The following is a 19812-nucleotide window of genomic DNA, read 5'->3' on the forward strand; positions in this document are numbered from 1 at the left end:
TGCTTGAACGCCATTACAGGTCTTCGGGGTAGCCAGTCGTTCCGCTGGTGAAGTCGTCGGTGGCGTAGCGGGGTGATGTGGCGTGCCAGGTGATTTGTCCGCGGGTGCAGGCGGTGATGCGTTCTGCGTGCAGGAGTACGGCGGCGCGGGCGGGTGGCGGGGTGTGGGCATGGTCCAGTTCGGTGGTGAGGGTGTGCTGGGCGGCGGTCATTTCGTGGGCGAGGGTGGTGATGAGGTCGTTGACTGTGTCGGCGGCTCTCTGCCGGGTGGTGCCTGTGGTGTTTTCGATGATGAGGACGGCGTTGCAGGGGTATCCGGTGAGGGCTTCGCGGGTGGCTGAGTGGAGATCGTTGACGAGGCCGGAGTGGAGGCTCGCTGCGCGGCGCAGGGTACGCATGGAGGGGCTCGTGAGTGTGGTGGCCGGGAGCAGGGGGTGCAGGCTGAGGGTGGCGAGGTCGTAGAGCCAGGGCATGCCTACGGAGTACTCACGGCGTTGGAGGTAGGTGGCGAGGTCGGGCATGATGCCGGCCGCTCGCAGGAGGGATTCTTCCTGGTAGGTGGAGAGCCAGCGTTTGATGTTCGCGGTGAGTGTTGCTGTCCACGGCTGGGGCAGCAGGTGGCGGGTCTGGTCCCATAGTTCGGCGAAGGCGTTCAGGATCGGGCTCGGCGAGCGTGGGTGGTGGCCGTCGAGTACTTGGTAGAGCCCGAAGATGACGGCGGCGCATTGGCCGGGGTGGGATCCGGTGGGGCCCTCGTCGAGCTGGTCGTCGAGGCGGAAGACGGTGGTGAGCCATTTCGTCATCAGGATGAGTTCCGGGAAGTTGGCGTGGGGCCAGGTGTAAGCGGCGGCCCCGTACGGGTCGGTCCGGCGCATCCGGTCCCGGGCGCCGGGTGTGGGGGTGAGTCCGGCTTCCTCGATCCATCGCTCGGCGATGGTCTTCACGAAGGGCGCGTGCGGATTGACCGTGTCGGTGAACGGCGCGTAGATCTCCGGGATCTCGAAGTCATGGTCTTCGTCCGTTTGCTCAACTGGGCGGGCACCGGCCACAACGCTGCCGGGACCTCGCCCGGACGTGAACATGGTGGTGACATGGGCAGCGGAGGTGCCCAAGCCGGTCGGCCCTGGGAGGGTCCGGCGGGGTGATGGCTGCGGAGGACGGGTGGGCGTGTTCCGCCAGGGAGGCGGTGTGGAAGGGGGTGGCAGCGGGATGAAGGACCGCTCCCCCGCAATGGATTCACGTACGTTCGACACCCACGGACCTCCGCCTCGACGAACCCCGGCTCCCGCACTCGGCCCGGGGTTAACAGCATCCTTTCCGTGACGAATCTGCACACACCTGACCGAACCCGTGCCAACTCAGACGAGTCTCCTCCCACCGTTTATTGACGCCCGGTGCGCACCCACAGTGGACGGAGTGCTCACTGGAAAGAGGCCTGCAACTGGTCACGCACGTCGTACCTTTCCTGCCTCGATTCTTCCGGCTCGGTGTCGTTCCGCTGGGTTTCCTCGGGTGGGGTCAGCGGTCCTGTTGTGTGAGGCGCGTACGGATCTGCTCCAGGTCGGCAGCCGTGTCGATGCCGGTGCTCTCTCCCTGGACGGTAATCACGCTGATGCGATGGCCGTGGTGGAGGGCACGGAGCTGTTCGAGGCCTTCGGCCTGTTCCGACGGGGCGGACGGCATGTGGGTGTACTGAGTGAGGAAGCTGGCACGGTAGGCGTAGAGACCGATGTGCTGGTAGCGGGTGATGTGGGTGTTGTGGCGGTCATAGGGGATCGGGGCGCGTGAGAAGTACAGGGCGTGGCCCGCGGAGTCGAAGACGACTTTCACCACGCCCGGGTCGGTTACCTGTTGGGGGGTGCTGATCGGGCTGGCGAGGGTGGCCATGGGCATGTCGGGGTTCTTGGAGAGGGTGAGGGTGAGCTGGTCGATCCAGTCGGGGTCGACCAGTGGTTCATCGCCCTGGATGTTCACCACGATTTGGGCGCTGCTGCCGGCTGTGGCTTCGGCAACCCGGTCGGTTCCGCTGATATGGGCAGGTGAGGTCATGGACACCGTGGCGCCGAATCCGGTGCAGACCGTGGCGATCCGCTCGTCATCGGTAGCGATGAGTACGTGTTCCAGGGTGCGTGCGCGTATCACGCGGCGCCAGACGTGCTCGATCATCGGGCTGCCCGCGATGTCGCACAGCACCTTGCCCGGAAGCCTTGTCGACCCGTACCGGGCTGGGATGACCCCCCATGCCCCAGCGACGGTCTTCACAGTTCCTCCCGTGTCAGACTGCCCAGGGCTCCGGCCGGGTGCACGCGGGCGAGGTCGCGCAGGGACCAGCCACGATGCGCAGCCAGGGTCATTGCCAGGGCATGCCCCATAGCAAGCGCGACGGTGCTGCTGGCGGTCGCCGAGATGCCCAAGGGGCATGCCTCGGCGGCGACGGACGCGTCGAGAACTGCATCAGCGGCCCTCGCGAGCGGACTGTCCGGAGCCCCGGTGAGCGCGATCACCGAAACGCCGGCGCCGCGCAGGGCGTCGACCACCAGCAGAGTTTCTGCTGTCCGGCCGCTCTTGCTGACCGCGATCGCCACGTCTGTCTCGGCGACGATTCCGAGTCCGCCGTGCAGAGCGTCACTGGCGTGCAGGAAGAGGGCCGCCGTGCCGGAGGAGGTGAAGGTTGCCGCGAGCTTGGCCGCTACCAGTCCCGAGGTCCCGGCACCCGTGACTGCCACGAGCCGTGGGCACCCGGCGAGCAGGCCGAATACTTCTGCGGGCCCGGCGCGCTCGAGACGCTCCGCCGCTGAGCGCACTTCGTGCGCCTCCTGCAGCATCCACATCCGCATCTGCGCCGCGATGTCTGCCCGGCCACCGATGCCCTCGGGGGGCGGTGTCATCGGTTTCCCTTCACCAGTTCGTCCATTGCTTTGAGCTCGGCGAGCAGCGCCGGAAGGCGGTCCAGGTGCAGGCTGTTGCTGCCGTCGCTCAAGGCCCGCGGGGGATCCTCGTGAACTTCCATGAACACCCCGGCGACACCGACTGCGACGGCGGCCCGTGCCAGATGGGCAATGAACTGCGGCTGGCCGCCCGTTGTGTCTCCTGCGGCACCGGGCTGCTGCACACTGTGCGTCGCGTCAAACAGCACCGGCGCACCGGTGTCGCGCAGCATCACCAGCGACCGGAAGTCCACCACCAAGTCCTCATAGCCGAACGCGAAGCCCCGCTCCGTGACCATGACCGCGTCGTTGCCGGCCGAGCGCGCTTTTTCCACCATTGGCCCAGCCTGTGCGGGGGAAAGGAACTGGCCCTTCTTGATGTTCACCGGACGCCCTGCCGCGCACACCGCGAGCAGGAGGTCGGTCTGCCGGCAGAGGAACGCCGGAACCTGCAGCACGTCCGCGACTTCTGCCACCGCGTCAACGTCCTGGCGTTCGTGTACATCAGTGAGCACCGGGGCCCCCACTTCCGCCCGAACTCGCCTCAGAGTGTCCAGGCCCTCCTGAAGACCGGGGCCCCGAAAGGAGCGTACGGAGCTTCGATTCGCCTTGTCGTAGGACGCCTTGAACACATAGGGGACCCCGGCTCTCCGAGCGATCTCAGCGATCCGCTCTGCATGACGCAGTGCCATATCAGCATTCTCGATCACACAGGGCCCGGCGATGAGCGTGAAGGGGCCGCCCTGCTCCACTACGACATCGCCGATCCGCACCCGCGTAACCGCGCCGGGGGCTGCAGGGCACTTTCCACCGGTCACGGCTGACACCACCGCTGGTGACGCGCCGCACTGTGCTGCCCGAGCCTGTCACTCCCGCACCGCGGGGCTGTGGGTGAGTGATGAGGTGGGAGCCACCATCGCCCCCGCAGGCACGGCAGAAACAGCGGTGTCGGCCGGTGCGGCTGCCGCCACCGGGTCTGAGCAGCCCGGGAAGTGATGGCGATACGGCGGCATTCAGGATTCTTCAGCACGCCAGGAGACTGACCAGGAAAAACGGTTCACCATGCCGCAGGTCACCCGAAAGGACCTACCTCAGTTGATGATCCGATGGCCTCCACGCCCACCGGTCCGCCCGTGCCGCTCCACGGATTGCGGCCGTGGACCGTTCCCCGCAGGCGGGGAATGCGCGGTTTCGTGTCCGTTCTACCGGGCACCCGCGGGCGCCCCTTGCCGCTTGTCGGCGCGGGTGCGGACCCCATTGCGCCATCCCCATCCGTGTCGTACTCGTCGAAACCGGTGCTCGTACCTGCCACGCAACACGTTCCCCCCTCCCGCTCCTCGCCTATCGCACGGCGGATTTTCCGTGCCGCAGGTGCGTGCCAGCGGCAGCGGATTCGAGCAATTGAGTGGTCATAGACAATGCGGCCGTGACGACCAGAAAACGGCAGCGTTGAGGAAGCTGACCCGATCCGATTCCGGTCCAGGCCCATCCGTTACATCCTCGGGAGTTCCGCTATGAAGAAGTCGACCCTGCGCCTGGCCGCCCTCGTCACCGGCTCGCTGGCCGTCCTAGCGGCGGTAGTGCCGTCAGCCTCCGCCCAGCAGTCCGGCTTCGTTCCGACGCGGCCCAGCGTTCTTCCGCCCTTGCAGCTGAAGGCGGGTGAACCGTACTTCTTCTGCCTGACCGACGGCGCCCAGAAGGCACTGTCCAAGGCCCGCATCACCTTCGACGCGGTCGCGCCGAACACCGTAGTGACATACAAGGGCCACAAGTGCATGCGCGGGACTCTCAAGAGCGGCCAGATCAACACCGACCTGACCGGGCTGGCGGGTGAGGGCACCGGCGGCTTCGCCTTCCAGCGCAACGGCAAACGCGCCGAATTCACCACCCCCCGAGTCTCGCTGCGCCCGGACATGACCGGGACATGGACCGCTGAATACCAGGGACGGCGCATCGCCATGTTCTCCTCCACTCGCGTCGGAGCGAAGCTCTCACTGACCAAGGTGAGCGCCGAGGACCTGCCCATGACACTGACCCCGGAAGGCGCGAAGACACTGGCCGCGACGTTCGGCACCACCCCCGTACCGGCCGGACAAACCTTCTTCGAAGGCAACGCCAGCTTCGACGTCGTGAAATCCGCCACCGGCCTCCTCAACCCCCACGCGTAAGCCACAATCCCGGCAGCGTCAAGCGCCGAGGATGAGCCAGGAAGCAAGACCTGCGCGCGGTTGCCGTAGACCACTGCGGGCTGTCTGCGGACAGCCCGCAGTTCAGCCCCGCACTCGCGAGGGCGGGAGCCCGCCTGCCTTTTGGCCGTCCCCGCACGGACACCATGCGCGGTCCGCCCGTACGACGGCAGAAGCGTCCTGGACGCCGGGCGAACCAAGCGGGAATCCCCAAGCCGGACGGCACGCTACCGGCGCTGTGGCCCGACCTTCCAGAAAATAGGCGAGGGTCACCTCAGAGGAGTCGGGTGGGGTTGCGTTCGTCGACGAGCGGGAGGGTTTTACCGGTCCGTGGGTGAGTGTCGAGCTGGTCAGGAGTGACCCATTCGATGGCCAGCCGGTGGAGTCGGCCTTAGGTGACTTCTTCGTCGAACGACGGGTGGGTGGTGTGCAGATGCGCTTCCAGGGCGCGGTGGTACGCGGTGGGGTCGGGGGTGCTGCCGACGATGCGCAGGACGAGCTCGTCCATGGTGTCGCGATGACGCAGGACGGCCTGGAGGGGCACCGGGCCACCGTCGCGGGAGAGGGTGTTGATGCGGGAGCGCAGAACATCCAGGTCGACGGTGGTGGTGCCGACGCGGGCGTGACCGGCTGCGCGTCCAAGGAGGCGTAGTCGGCGGCAGGCGGGGTCGGTCCACTGGGCCAGGTCGCCGACGGGATAGCGGATGACGGGCATGAGCCGGCGAAGGAGACTGGTCGCCAGCACGGTGCCGGTCTTCCCGGGTTCGGTGATGGGGTTGCCGGTATCGGGGTCGACGATTTCGAGGATGGTGTGCGGTTCGGCGGGGCGGTAGTGCCGCAGATCGCCAGAGTCGGGGTCGGGGGTTGCGAGGATGCCGGCGTCGACGCTGACGTAGGCGTACGGTGCGGGGCGAGCGTGGGGGAAGGCCCGGGCGAGCAGGTCTTGCTGGTCGCGGTGGAGGGCTTCCCCGCCGAACAGGAGCAGCCGCACTCGGGGCAGTACTCGTCCGTGGCTGGACAGGTATGCCGCCAGTGATGTCAGGGCCGATGCGGTGGCGATGGCGACCGTCGCTCTGTCGCCTTCCATGATCTGGGCCACCCGGTCGTTGGGAATGTGGCCGCCGACGGGCAGTTCGACCACGGGCAGGGGGCTGTCACGCAGAGCGTGGGTGGCGTACAGGAAGCTCATGTACAGGTCGCCGGCGTAGAGGAGATTGGCGACGCGGTCGCCGGCCCGCAGTCCCGCGTGTGACATGCAGGCGGCGCTGAGCGTGCTGGTCGCGCGGAACTCTTCGCGGGAGTACATGGTGCGTTTCGGTTCTCCGGTCGTACCGCCGGTAGCGAACACGATCCCGTCATGGTGCGCTCCGGTGAGAACACCACTCACCGGAGCGCGGTGGGCGGCCCAGAAGGACGGGAGGTCCACGATCGGCATCTCGCCAAGGGCGCCGGGATGTGCGGGAGCGTCCCGGTAGAGATCGCGGTAGTAGGGCGAGCGCTCTCGCGCGAACCGCACCAGCTCTCGCCACGCTCCGTCCTGTGCCGCACGGTCCCCAAGGTAGCCCGCGGCCGGAATGCCAGTGGTCACGAACGTCTCCTTCGCCTGCCCGGACTGCCGGCGGATGCCGATCGCGAACCCGCAGCTCTTCCGGCCCAACGAGCAGCGGTCCTGGGCGACACGCCGCGGGTTCTGCACTCTTCACGCACGGCAGCTGTCACCGGAGGCTGGGGGCCAGTGCGGCGCGTGGGACAAGGCGTCCGGCCCGTGGAACCCGGAGCCGTTACATGGGCCGCCCGGTGTCGACGCCTGCCAATCAAGGCCTGCGCGTCCATTGGGGGACGGCGCGCTACGACTCACCCTCCTGGGCACGTGAGCGCTGTCACACCTCCCCCGACGGCTCCCTCGCCGGGCGGGTCCGAACGGACGGAGTCCCGGGTGTTCAGGGGCAGTCGGGTACGAACTCGGTCCGGTCGGCATGAAGGGTCATGGTGCCCGAGCGGGTTCCGTCCCAATGGAGACCGCCGTGTTCATAGCGGTTACTGAGGGTGGCCCACCAGAGATTCGAGGTCATGATGTGGCCGATGGTGTCGAGGTAGCTCCGCAACCCCTCATCATTCCCACCCGCCTCGTGTGCGTTTTCGCTCGTTTTCCCGTCGGGGGCTGGCGTCGGTGTGGAGTGGGCACTGTGGTGCCGGACCACCTGCTCGCGCAGGTCCAGGAAGTGTGCCTCGGTTGTGTCGATGAGCGTGCACAGCCGGTTCATCGCGTCCCCGGTGGTGAGTCCCTCACTTTCCTGGAGGTGGTGCACCAGGTTCATGGTGTCGCCCATGGCGGCCTCGCGCCGGTAGGAGACGAGGTCGTTGATCAGGGTGTATCCGTCGACGGCGGTGTCGTGCAGTTCCCGCATCTCCGGTCGGCGGAATGCCTCCTCGGGGAGCGGCAGTGCGGGGTTTTGTGCTTCGGCGAATCCGAAGAGCCAGCGCACCCCCAGGCTGCTTCGTCGCTGGTGCAGGTACTCCTCGTAGCCGGTGTACTCCTCTTCGCGCCAGTGTTCGAGTTCGGTGGTGAAGCCATAGGCGAAGTCCTCCATACAGGCGACGAACCGCTGCCACGCAGGCGGGGGCATGCGCCGGCGCAGCCACCGGAATTCGGCGGTCAGCGGGGTGGCGCCGTCCTGCCAGCCCACCAGGTCCGACATGAGGCGTGAGAAGACGCCGCGGGTCGCGAAGGAGCTGCCGCCCAGGGCGCCCCGGTCGACGAGGCTGTTCTCGATCCCGATGAGGTAGTTCATGAGCTTGGAGCACACAAGCGTGAGGTCGTAGCCGGCGTGGGGGATGCTCAGCGCGACCAAGAGCGTCCCGTCGGTGTTGTGCTCGATGCGGTCGTGATCGCCGTCGTAGGCGAAGCCGAGGTGCTCGTGCGCCCAGGCCCGGGTCTGTGCCGCCAGTCGCTCGCTGTCGGTGTGCAGGGCGCGGGGCAGAGCGTGTGCGAGTGCCGGCATCCGGAAGCTCTGCCCGGAAAGCCCCTTCGCCGGCCGGGACCAGGGTCGCGAGGAGAGGTCCACCGCGGGCTGCAGACCACGCGGACCGCGTACACGGCCACTGGGCCAGGCAGGGCGGCCCAGCACTGAGGCATCTTGCACGTGGCCGCCGGGCGGCCCGTCGGTGCGGTTTGGTGCGGGCATGCCCCACCGGGCTCCGTCGTGCGGGCCTTCGGCCGGTGGGCGGGTGAGGTGGCCCAGGGCACGCAGGACGCAGATGTCCGTGAGCAGCGGCACGTCGTAAGTGAAGGGGCGCGGGCCGACCATGTCCGGCGGGGAGGCGAATCCGCCGTCTGAGTGCTGGCGTTCGCACAGCCATCGGGCTCCCGCCAGTTGCGGTGGGCTTGCGGCGGCCGCCCGTCTGCCGAGGGCGAGCAGGGCGTAGGAGGTGCTGATCGCGTCGCTGGGGTGGCCTGGTTCTCTGCCCCAGCCTCCGTCCGGGTTCTGGGTGTCCGTGACCAGTTGCCTGATCCGGGCGGCCATGGCCAGTCCCGGCAGGGTCGGACCGGCTGCCATCCGGGCCCGGAAGAGTACGTGCAGCCGGCTGTTGCTCCAGCCCGGCTCGAAGTATCCGTCCCTGTGCTGGCTGGCCGCCAGGAACCGGCGTGCTTCCTCCAGCAGCCGCGTGTCCCTGTGTCCGGTGGGAGTGAAGGCGTTCACCGCGGCGGCCGTCATGCATGCCTCCGAGGGCCCGCCCGCGACGTAGGTGGGGAACCCTCCGTCCGGTCCTCGCAGCCCCGCGAGTTTGGCCAGGCCCGCGTCGATCTCGTGCCGGTAGCGGACGGGGCTCAGAGCCTGAAGGAATTCCAGGGCCACGGAGGTGTCGTCAGTGTCCGTGAGGCGCGTGCCGGCCGTGATGGACCAGCCGCCGCACGGCTTCTGCTCCCCCACCAGATATCCCGCCACCCGGTGCAGTACCGGCTCCGGCGCCCCTGCCACCGCGAGGGCCAGGCCTCCGGTGGTGGTGCACCAGGTATCGATATCCGACACGAACGGGAATCCCCCGTCAGCACGCTGCAGGGGCAGCATCGCCGCCAGGCCGTCACGCACCAGGGCGTCGTGACCGGGCAGCCGCGCCAACGCGTGCAGAGCCAATACGTGGGCCAGCAGATGCCCCTCCCACACCTTGCCCGTGCCGTCCTGAGTCGCCCTGAGCACCGCGAGATCCTCCAGACTGATCCCGGCGTATCCGCCATGTGGGGAACCAACGATGACCGCGGACGCGACGCTCTGCACCCGGGCCCAGGGATGCAGGACGCCACGCGATGAACGCTCCGAGCGATCAGCCAACGTTTCCGCGCCCGCCCCTGGGCGGCCCTCGCTGTGCCCGCTGAGGATCACCGCCACCGCGTCGAGAACCAGTCGCCGTCGAGGCGCGACGTACGAAGGCACCTGGCCCAGAATGAGCGCACGGAAATCCTCCCCTTCCGGTGCCGGCCCCCGCCCGCTTCCCACCAGGGCCAGGGACCTCTCCAGCGGATCGTCGCTCTGGCACCGCAGCCACAAATACCGGGTCAACCGCTCGCGGCTACCGGAGAAAGCCATCAGCCGGCGCATCAGCGCCAGAACGAGAGCCGACTCCAAAACACGGCTCCGGCACGGCTCCCGCAACGCCCCGTCACCCTCGACCCGCTCCTCCACCCGGCGCCGCAGCAACGCTGTCGCTTCGACCACCGCCCCAGAGCGCCCCCAGCCCGAGGCGAGCACCGGCCCGCAGAGATCCGGCCGGTTGGCCTGCTCAAAAACCATGCCCTGAAAGCTACTTGAAGGCTCAAACGGGCATTCGTTCTCTGTCACGCTTGCACTCGAATGGCGGACAACACCACCCGCTCCGAAACCGCCAGGCGAATGCCCGCGGCCCTGCTGAGCGACCGAGCGCAATGGCTGCCGGGAGGGGCAGGGGCGCTCTGGGCGACGGCGGCACGGAATTCCTGCGTCACCAGCGCGACCGAGCCGCGTTCCACGGGGCCCGGCACCTGGGCAACCCAGTGCGTCAGGCGACCAAGTGGCAGCGGCGGACGGCGCGGCGCCACGTGGGAGGCCTGCCCGCGCACCGCCAGAGCACAGGATGGCGACGGGCCCGGGACCAAGTCGGGCGCTTGACGGGGCTGGTGGCGCAGCGGCGCGCGTCGACGCGGCATCTCCTGGCGAAGCAGCTCTGACTCAGTTCGCGGACGTCAGCGGTCGGCCGGACATACCGCATCTCCGGGGGCAGACAACGACGTTCCGAGGAACTTCGACACAGCCAGGCGTCCTTGCGCCTGCCGCCCTTCTCGTTTACAAAGATACGTAAATTCGTCGATCTTATCGTCAGTTATAACATACTCAGCCATAGATATTATGGAACTTGAACGCTCCGTGCGCATTGCGTGGAAATTGGCCTTTCTGATGGATCGTCGGTAGAGTTCGCAAAGGCATTGCGGTTGCGGGCTGGCTGCGTTCACCCAGACCCCGAAGTTCTCCTGGAGTCGAGTCTGGTGACTGTAGAAACCGTTCGGCGGCTTACCTATGACGGATTTTCGTATTCATGCCGCACCGTCATGCACCCCAATCCGAGCACAAACCCCGTTCTTTTGGTGGGGGGTGCGTTCATGGACATGTGCGGGTGGCGTGAGATGGAAAGCCATATGACACCTCTCACGTCAGTGATCACCGCAGATTTGCCCGGTCAAGGAGCGGCCGACCGGCTCCCTCCTTCTCGTGGAGCAGAGTTCCTCACGGCATCAATTCGCCACATGCTGCATGAGATTGATGCGCCAAGAGTCAATGTCGTCGGTACCTCGTACGGTGCCGCTCTGGCATACGTGTTTGCCCAGCGCTTCCCTTCCCGCATCAACCGTATGGTGCTGCTCGGAGTCGCTCCCGAGATCCCGAGGTGGCACAGAGGTGCCATGAAATCCGTTGAGGCTCATATTACGCAGGGGCGAATCGAAGACTTCGGACGTTACGTGATCTCAATAATCGTAAATCGCGATCCATCGTGTACGGTACGTAATCGAGACCTCGTAATCCGCGCGTTGGAAGACTATTACAGCAGGCCGAACAGTAACGCCCATCTCATGGATGTGCTGCAGCGGGCATGCGTGCAAAAGGCGCTTCCGCCCGGTGGGTTGGTCGGGGTTCCGACACTGGTCGTCTCGGGTGAATACGACCATGCCACACCCCCGCGGGAGGGGAGGAGGGTGGCATCCATGATTGGGGAAGCATGGTTCGCGACGGTGAAAGAGGCGGACCATGCCGTTCATGCGGAGCGCCCTGCCGAAGTCGCCGATCTCATCATGCGATTCTTCCAGAACGAACCGCTTCAGCAATTAGCCTATCTCGATACCGTAGAGAGTATGTCCCCGTCCGGTTTCGGAACCGAAGGCGATGAAGGCCACAGTTCAGGTGAGAGGTGTGACGATGATTTCTCGTGACGTTAATGGGGAAGTCGGAAACGCAGAACGGTCCTACGCTGATGCCGTGGCAATCGTGGGTGTGGGGTTCCGTTTGCCCGGTGGCATCAGCTCCATGGATGAGCTGTGGTCGGCGTTGACGCAGGGCCGGGATCTCGTCACCGAGGTTCCGGAGGACCGCTTTCCCGTCACAGAATTCAAGGACCCGAATCGCGAACGGCCCGGGAAGACGTACACCGTGGCAGGAGGGTTCCTCGAAGACATCGCTGGATTCGATGCTTCGTACTTCGGGGTGCTCCCACGCGAGGCGTCACGTATGGACCCGCAGCAACGGCTCCTCCTGGAGTGCGCGACTGAAGCGTTCGACGATGCCGGTATCGATCCGGCTGTTTGGGCGGGGTCCAATGCCGGAGTCTTCATGGGCGTTTCCACGCCGGGCTACAAACAGCTTCAGCAACTGCGCCCGGATAGCACGAACGCATATACGATGACCGGCGGCGTGGCCAGCTCGGCGAATCGCATCTCCCATGCATTTGATCTGCACGGGCCCTCTATCGCCGTCGACACGGCGTGCGCTTCCTCGCTGACCGCGCTGCATCAGGCGTGCGAGGCTCTGCGGACGACTCCCGCTCCACTGGTACTGGCCGGTGGGGCCAATGTGCTGTTGGCCCCCAGCGACTACGTGGGATATGCCAAGGCGTCGATGCTCTCGCCCTCTGGCCGGTGCCATGCCTTCTCAGCTCAGGCCGACGGCTTCGTGCGCTCGGAGGGTGCCGGCGTCGTACTGCTGAAGCGGCTGCCGGACGCGGTTACCGACGGAGACCGGATTCATGGCTTGGTGCTGGCGACCGGAGTGAACGCAGCAGGCCGAACCCAGGGAATCTCTCTGCCGAGTGCGCAGGCACAGGAGGAACTGCTCCGGGATGTCTACTCCCGCGCCGGACTGGATCCTGACGATTTGGTGTACGTGGAGGCTCACGGAACCGGGACTCCTGCCGGGGACCCTGTCGAGTGCGCGGCCCTGGGGAGGGCATTGGGGAAGCGGCGCACGTCTGGGGCGGCGCTGCCAATTGGCTCCGTGAAGAGCAACATGGGCCACCTTGAGCAGGCGTCGGGCATCGTCGGGGTGTTCAAGTCGCTTCTGGTCCTGCGGCACGGAGAGATCCCGGTGACGTTGCACGCCGAGCCGGTCAGTGAGGCGATCGACTTCGAGGGGCTTGGGCTGGAGCCGGTGCTGCGGGCACGTCCTGTCGGTATGGCGGCGGGCTCCTCGGCCAGCCGAGGGTTGGTCGGGGTGAACTCCTTCGGCTTCGGTGGCGCGAACGCGCACGTCGTCTTGGGACAGGCCCCCCAGCCGGCGGCCTGTCCGCCGCCTTCCCGAGTAGCGGACGTCAGGCAGTTGCCCGTGATGGTGTCTGCCCGTTCCCGCACGGCGTTGACCAGAGCCGCGGAGCTGATGGCAGCTCGCCTGGAAGCGGCGTCTGAGGACGAGTTCTACGACCTGGCGTGGACCGCGAGCAGGCGACATACCCAGCACAGCGAGCGGGCAGTCGTGCTGGCTGCGTGTCCCGCCGAGGCGGCCCTTGCGCTGCGGGCATTTGCTGCGGGCCAGGAAGGGGCCGTGCAGGCGGCGAGCGCCGTCCCGCGAGGACGCGTGGGATTCGTCTTCGCCGGCAACGGCTCGCAGTGGGCCGCGATGGGGATCCGCCTCTTGCAGCAGGACGCGGAGTTCCAGACAGCTGTAGAGCAAGTCGACGGTTTGCTGTCGCCGTTGCTCGGGTGGTCGGTCCTCGCAGAACTTGCCAAGGCGGTGAGCCCTGAACGGTTGGAACGGGCCGAGATCGCCCAGCCCCTTCTGTTCGCAGTTCAGGTGGGCCTGGTCGCGGCGCTGGCAAAGCGCGGGGTGTCACCGGCGGCCGTAGCCGGACACAGCGTCGGGGAGGTTGCCGCTGCACACGCGGCAGGGGCCCTCGACTTGGAACAGGCTGCCCGTGTGGTGGCCGAGCGCAGCCGTGCGCAGGCGCCTACGGCAGGCGCCGGGCGTATGGCGGCTGTGGGGTTGCCCGCGGAGCAGGTGCAGCAGGTGCTGGCTGGCCACGGCGGGCGCCTGGAGCTGGCAGCAGTCAATACGGTCCAGGACGTCACAGTCTCCGGTGACGCTCACGCTCTGGAGGATCTGTACGAGGAACTGGCTCCACAAGGCGTGTTTTTCCGCGAGTTGGAGGTGGACTACGCGTTCCACTCCTCGGCGATGGACCGGACCAGGGGGCCCCTGCTGGAGGCGCTGGCCGGGCTGAGCCCGAATAAGTGCGACATTCCGTTCGTGTCTACTGTCACTGGTGCGGTGGCAGTCGGGCCTGAACTGGATGCGGAGTACTGGTGGCGCAATGTCCGCGAGCCGGTGCTGTTCGGGGACGCGGTCACTCACCTGCTGGACTCCCTGGAATGCAGCGCCGTGGTGGATGTCGGTCCGCATCCGGTGCTGGCCGGGTATGTCCGACGCCAAGCCACGAAGCTCGGGCATGAAGCGGCGGTGGTTCCCACTCTCTCCCGCTCCGCCGCGACGTCCGCAGCCCTCGACGCTGTCGTCGCGCGGCTCATGGCCGCCGGGGCTGATGTCGACTGGCAGGTGTACTTCCCCCGGCCCGGCCGTGTTGTGGATCTCCCGGCCTATCCCTGGGAGCGGGAGCGGCACTGGAATGGTGATCCGTCATGGTGGCTGCCCTCCGGCTTCGAGCCGGAGCCGGAGCAGCCGGATGCCGTCGAAGCCGGAGGCCATCCTCTGCTCGGGCTGCGTGTGCCGACTGCTGAGCCGGCCTGGCACAACTCGCTGGAGCCCGCGAGGCTTCCGTGGCTGGGCGATCACAAGGTCGGCGCAGATGTGGTATTGCCCGGGACCGCTTACGTGGAGATGGCGCTAGCCGCCGGGCACCGGGCGTTCGAGGGGGAACTGGTCGAACTCGATGGATTGGACCTCGTCAGCGCACTGGTGCTGCCCTGGGACGACCCGGCCATGGATGTACGTCTTCAGACGTCTCTATCGAAGGATGACGGGCGGGTCTCCATCGCCAGCCGGACAGGGTCATCCGCGGCATGGCACGCGCATGCGCGCGGCCGTGTCCGCCGCCTCTTGGGCCGCCCCCCGGAGGCGATCGATCTCGACGCGGTGCGTGCCCGCATGAACCGGCACATCTCTGCCGAAGAACACCAGCGGATGACCACCGGTGTCAACCTGCCCTACGGGCCCGCCTTCCACACCCTGACTGACTTGTGGGCCGGATCGGGCGAAGTGCTTGCTTCCTACACTGCAGCGTCGCCCTCAGAGGGCTATCGCGCGCACCCCACACTGACTGACGGCGCCTTGCAGGCGTCGGCTTCCCTGTGGTTGGAGATCAGCGACAGCCAGCCGTTCATCCCCACCTTCATCGAGTCGGTCCGTCCGTGGCGGACTCCCGCGCACAGCGGGTTCGTCCATGTCCGATCCCGTGCCGTGAACTCGCAGCACGGCGTGCTGGACGTCACCGTCACTGACTCGTCCGGCGCTGTGGCATGGGAACTGAACGGCTGTGTGCTGCGGCGTCTTCGTGACGGGAAGGACACCGGACGTACGCTCCTGACCACGGAGCTGCGCGGGGCCCCACTGCCGGGCGCTGGTGCACAGGCTTCCCCGCTGCCCGCTCCTTCAGCAGTCGTGTCCGCGTGTGCGGAAGAACTCTCTCGCCGGACCTCGGCGGAGGACCTTGTCAGCCTTGAGAAGAACCTGAAGGGTCTCAAGGAGCTCGCGGCACACTTTACGACCGCCGCGATCACCACGATTCTGCCGCGGACGCATAACGGGGAACACGAGGGGGGAGTCGACTTTGGCGTGACGGACCTGATCAATGCCGGTGTGGACAGCAAGCACTCTCACTTCCTCAACCTGTTGATCGACAGCGCGGTACGTCAGGGGTTGCTCCGCCCGTCCGGCCGCGCCGGGGACCGCCGCTGGTACCTGGATGCTGTGCCAGAGCCGGAGCAGGTTCTCCAGAAAGCTGTGCGCGAGCTCCCCTCGTTCGCCGACGCGCTGATGCTGCTCGGCAACTGCGGCGGCAACCTGTCGGACGTCCTGCGTGGCCGATGCAATCCGACCGACCTGCTCTTCTCCGACGGCGACTGGCTGGCCGAACGCTTCTACGACTTGCTGCGGCCGTACAACAGGATCGCAGAGGTTCTGCTGCAGACCGCCGTCTCGTCGTGGCCCGAGGAGCGGCCCCTGCGGATTCTGGAAATCGGTGGCGGAACGGGAGGCATCACCACCGAGCTGCTGCCCCATCTACCTCCCAGTCGCACTCAGTACGTCTTCACCGACATCTCCTCGGGCTTTTTCCAGCGGGCCCAACGCAAGTTCGCCGCCTACGACTTCGTCGACTTCCGCGCACTGGATCTGGATCGGGACCCTGTCGAGCAGGGGTTCGTCCGTGGCTCGTTCGACATCGTCATCGCCGCAAACTCCCTGCACACGGCCAAGAACCTCGTCCAGTCTCTGGGGTATGTCAGCAGCCTCCTGGCCGACGGCGGGCACCTGCTGGCCGTGGAATGGCACGACGAGGAGGCCAGCCTTGGCATCTTCGGGCTGCTCGATAGCTTCTGGGCCTCCACCGACACCCGGCTACGTCCCAATACCCCATGGCTGCCGAGCGATGACTGGCCCTCCCTGCTCGGCCAGGTCGGCTTCTGCGATGTGGCCGGGGTGGGGCAGGACGACACCTCCGGAGCCAGAACCTGCTCAGTGCTCCTCGCATCCCGCCAGCCACGCGAGGATCCGTGCACATGGGAGCCCTCCGCTCCGAGCGACACGTCCTGGCTTCTCGCCGCGGACGAGGGCAACACTGCGGCCGTCGAGCAACTGGCCACCGCTCTGGCCGCCGCGGATCAACAGAATGTCCGCACTACTGCGTTGAACGCGTGCGACGTGAACTGGCCGGACCTGTTGCCCCAGGACGCGCAGCACGCCAACGTCGTTCTCCTATGGGGCGAGTCCACTCCGCCGACCGTAGACGACACGCCGGGCGGGACTGTAGAGAAAGCGGCTGCGCGCATTTTGGTGCTCCAGGCGGTCGCTCGCGCCTGTGCAGCACTGCCCGAAGGCGTGGAAGTCACCCTGTGGATCGTCAACATCGGGCAGGAGGGGCGAATGACGGTGCTGCCCTCCACCCGGCCCGCGGACGCCGCGGTGTGGGGGGCAGGACGATCGCTCGGCAACGAACAGCGCCGGACCAAGGTCAAGCGGATCGCTGTGCATCACGGCCCGTCCGGGCCCGAGGCGACAGACGCCGCGCAAGCGCTTGCCCGTGAGTTTCTGTCAGGCTCACTCGAGGACGAAGTCGTTCTCGGACCGCAAGGGCGTTTCGTGCCTCGCGTCTTGGACCTCGCTGAGCAGGCTGACTGGGTCGCCGCCGACTCCCCTTCCGCGTACGGGTTGCGCGTCCACGACATCGGTATGTCGTACCGGCTCGACTGGGAAGAGGATGAGGAGCCCGCCCCAGGCCCCGGCCAAGTGGCCATCCGCGTGCGGGCCAGCGCAGTCAATTACCGCGATGCGCTGACCGCGATGGGCCTGGTCCCCCCGGCCCACGAACGCAACGGCGTACCGCAGCTGGGACTTGAGTGCGCCGGCACGGTCGTACAGTGCGGGCCAGACGTGACCGGCATCGCGCCCGGTGACCGTGTCTTCGCTGTTGCCCCTGCCGCCCTGGGCGCCTTCGCACTCGCACGCGCCGACATGGTCGCCCTCATGCCTGACGGTATGGCCTTCTCAGATGCCGCCACCCTGCCGGTCGTGTACCTCACCGCCCACTACAGCTTGGAGTATCTGGCTCGTCTCCGGGCCGGAGAGACCGTCCTGGTGCACAGCGCCGCCGGAGGGGTCGGCCTCGCCGCACTACAGTGTGCGCAGGCCAGGGGTGCCCGGGTGATCGCAACGGCGGGGACCGAGGCCAAGCGGACTCTTCTGCGGCTGCTGGGTGTTGAACATGTCCTCGATTCCCGCACCCTCGAGTTCGCAGACCAAGTGCGGCAGATCACCAATGGTCGCGGCGTAGATGTAGTCCTCAGCGCGCTCTCCGGGGAGGCCCAAGTCCGCAGTCTCGAGCTGCTGGCCTGCGGAGGCCGGTTCGTAGAGCTCGGCAAGCGGGACTTCCTCAGCAATGCTCCACTGCCCACGCGCCCGTTCCTGGACAACCTCGCATTCTTCGGCGCTGACATCACCCCGCTGGTGGAGGGCCGTGACCCGGCGGGCCCCGAGCTGTTCGAGGAAGTCGCACAGCGGGTCCACCGGGGCATCTATAAGCCGTTGATGCATCACACGTACCCCGCACACCGGGTGGGCGAGGCTCTCGACCTCTTGCGCCACTCGCGCCACACCGGCAAGGTCGTCCTGACGTTCGACGAACCTGTTCTGGTCCATCCGCAGCCCACCCCTTTGGCTCTTGATCCGGATGCCACCTACTTGGTCACCGGGGGGCTCGGGGGCTTCGGTGCAGCGACCGCCCGCTGGCTCGCCGACCACGGCGCCCGGAGGCTGGCCCTGGTCGGCCGACGCGGTGCGCACACACCCGAGGCAACCGCTCTCCTCCAGCACTTGACCGCCCGCGGAGTCACAGCCATCCCGTACGCCGCCGATGCCGCCGACGTTGCCGCAATGCGAGGCGTATGCGACGCCGCCGATGCATCAGGGTCCCCGATTCGGGGCGTCATTCACGCCGCCATGGTCTTGGACGACGGTCCTCTGGACGAACTCACCGACGCCGGAAACCGCACGGTTCTCCACCCGAAGATCGGTGGCGGATACGTCCTTGACAACCTCACCAGGGGTAGGGGCCTCGACTTCTTCGTCGTCTACAGCTCTACGGCAGCACTCGTCGGGAATAGTCTCCAGGCCAACTACGTCGCTGCGAACATGGCCGTGGAGGCACTGGTCCACCAGCGCAAGGCTGCTGGCGAATCTGCGCTCGCGGTTCAGTGGGGGCTCATGGGTGACGTCGGTATCCTCGCGCGTGAGGAGAGGGTCGAGTCGTTGAGGCGCACCGGTCTGGGCTCGCAGACCACAGCCAGCGCGTTCGCGGCACTGGAAGGGCTTTTCGCCCGACCGGACCTGGATGTCGTCGCCGTGAGTGGCGCGTTCGACTGGGAGCGCATCAGCCGCTCGCGCTACGCCATCAACGTCCCGCGCCTGAGCGCTGTCATCCCGGCCGCCAGTCATGGCGACCAGCAAAGGGACCCCCGCCAGCTCCGTGAGAGCCTCGCTGCTCTGCCGGCAGCACAGGTCGGGAGCCAGACCATCGAGATCCTTGCCCACTCCATCGCCCAGATTCTCCGGATCCCCGTAGAGCGGCTGGGCCGCTCCGGCCGGCTCAGCGACCTCGGCATCGACTCTCTGATGGCCACCGAACTCGCCGTAGCCGTGGAGCGGACCTTCGGCTGCACGCTCACCGCCATCACCCTGCTCAACTCACCCAGCCTCGCTGACCTGTCCACCCGCATCCTCGCCCAGCTCGGAATCACCGCATCCGATGCGCCTTCCGAGGTGGCCGATGAGCCATCGCGAGCCGACGGGGGCCCCGAGCGTCCACACGCCGGATGTCTCGCATGACGGGCGTCGAATCAGGTGTGCAGTTCTCGCGGCGGGCCAGAGATCGCCCCCAGCCGGATCCACGCTGAGCACCTGCCACCTTCGCGGAACGCGGGGTGATCGGCCGGTCGCTGGCCGACGCCTCCGCGTGCACTGCGCCTGTGACCGCAGCTGGTAACGACTCAGCGGCTCGCCCCGTTCGGCCGGGGCGAGCGGACTGCCACCAAGGGAACGTTGGCGAGCATCCGGTGGTCCTGGCTCACGGCCCGCCCAGAGGCGGGAATAGCAAAGTTTGTTGCAAGGACCACTCGAACGAGGAACGCCGTGGCAGTGATCGCCTGTCACGCGACGGGCAGGCACACGACGTAATCAATTGACGGCGTATGGCTGAGCTCGCTTTGGAGGACTCGTGTTTGTTCCCACAGGCCCGACCGGTCTGGGTACCTCGGCAGTCCGCATCCTTCGGCGTCCGTCCGCAACCACGGTGGACCGAGCCGACACCGGGCTCATGGGCAGTGAACCCCGCCCGTTCCATTTTCCGTTCCCGGCCCGAATCAATCCTGCCTTCGATGCGGCCCGACGCCTGGAACTGCTCTGGATCCGCTCCCTGAGCATCCTCAGCCCCGAGCAGCTCGTCCATTATGACGCAGGCATC

At 67.1% G+C, this 19812-nt stretch carries 9 protein-coding genes; 3 read left to right on the top strand and 6 right to left on the bottom strand.

Going from position 1 to position 19812, the window contains the following annotated elements:
• Window positions 1-13 precede the first annotated feature (13 nt).
• The 4 genes from OG917_RS00130 to kdsA form a co-directional block, all read right to left on the bottom strand.
• Entirely contained in the window at window positions 14-1111 is a 1098-nt protein-coding gene (locus OG917_RS00130) for a terpene synthase family protein (RefSeq protein WP_328315402.1), read from the bottom strand.
• Between the two features lie 406 nt (window positions 1112-1517).
• Window positions 1518-2261, bottom strand: coding sequence for a 3-deoxy-manno-octulosonate cytidylyltransferase (gene kdsB / locus OG917_RS00135; protein WP_328315403.1), 744 nt, complete (start codon window positions 2259-2261; stop codon window positions 1518-1520).
• The gene (locus OG917_RS00140) at window positions 2258-2887 is read right to left on the bottom strand and encodes an SIS domain-containing protein (protein ID WP_328315404.1); all 630 of its coding nucleotides are present in this window, start codon (window positions 2885-2887) and stop codon (window positions 2258-2260) included. Before OG917_RS00140 ends, kdsB begins: the two co-directional genes overlap by 4 nt.
• A complete protein-coding gene (gene kdsA, locus OG917_RS00145) occupies window positions 2884-3744 on the bottom strand; it encodes a 3-deoxy-8-phosphooctulonate synthase (RefSeq protein WP_328315405.1) in 861 nt (286 codons plus the stop codon). The genes OG917_RS00140 and kdsA overlap by 4 nt, the downstream gene beginning before the upstream one ends.
• A 696-nt stretch (window positions 3745-4440) precedes the next feature.
• On the opposite strand from kdsA, the gene OG917_RS00150 reads away from it, so the two are divergent.
• Entirely contained in the window at window positions 4441-5094 is a 654-nt protein-coding gene (locus OG917_RS00150; protein ID WP_328315406.1) for a hypothetical protein, read from the top strand.
• 409 nt (window positions 5095-5503) lie between these two features.
• Here the strand turns inward: OG917_RS00150 and OG917_RS00155 are convergent, their stop codons facing one another.
• Both OG917_RS00155 and OG917_RS00160 read right to left on the bottom strand, forming a co-directional pair.
• A complete protein-coding gene (locus OG917_RS00155) occupies window positions 5504-6700 on the bottom strand; it encodes a phenylacetate--CoA ligase family protein (protein WP_328315407.1) in 1197 nt (398 codons plus the stop codon).
• A 352-nt stretch (window positions 6701-7052) separates the two neighbouring features.
• Window positions 7053-9311, bottom strand: a complete 2259-nt coding sequence (locus tag OG917_RS00160; protein ID WP_328315408.1) for a terpene synthase family protein — start codon at window positions 9309-9311, stop codon at window positions 7053-7055.
• Between the two features lie 1319 nt (window positions 9312-10630).
• Between OG917_RS00160 and OG917_RS00165 the strand changes: the two genes are divergently transcribed.
• Both OG917_RS00165 and OG917_RS00170 read left to right on the top strand, forming a co-directional pair.
• Complete coding sequence (locus OG917_RS00165) at window positions 10631-11569, top strand: alpha/beta fold hydrolase (RefSeq protein WP_328315409.1); 939 nt, start codon at window positions 10631-10633, stop codon at window positions 11567-11569.
• Window positions 11570-11615: 46 nt separating this feature from the next.
• Window positions 11616-19178 carry an SDR family NAD(P)-dependent oxidoreductase gene (locus OG917_RS00170; RefSeq protein WP_328315410.1) on the top strand — a complete coding sequence of 2521 codons (7563 nt, stop codon included), beginning with the start codon at window positions 11616-11618 and terminating at the stop codon, window positions 19176-19178.
• Window positions 19179-19812 lie beyond the last annotated feature (634 nt).

The organism is Streptomyces sp. NBC_00388, from assembly GCF_036061255.1.
Lineage (GTDB): Bacteria > Actinomycetota > Actinomycetes > Streptomycetales > Streptomycetaceae > Streptomyces.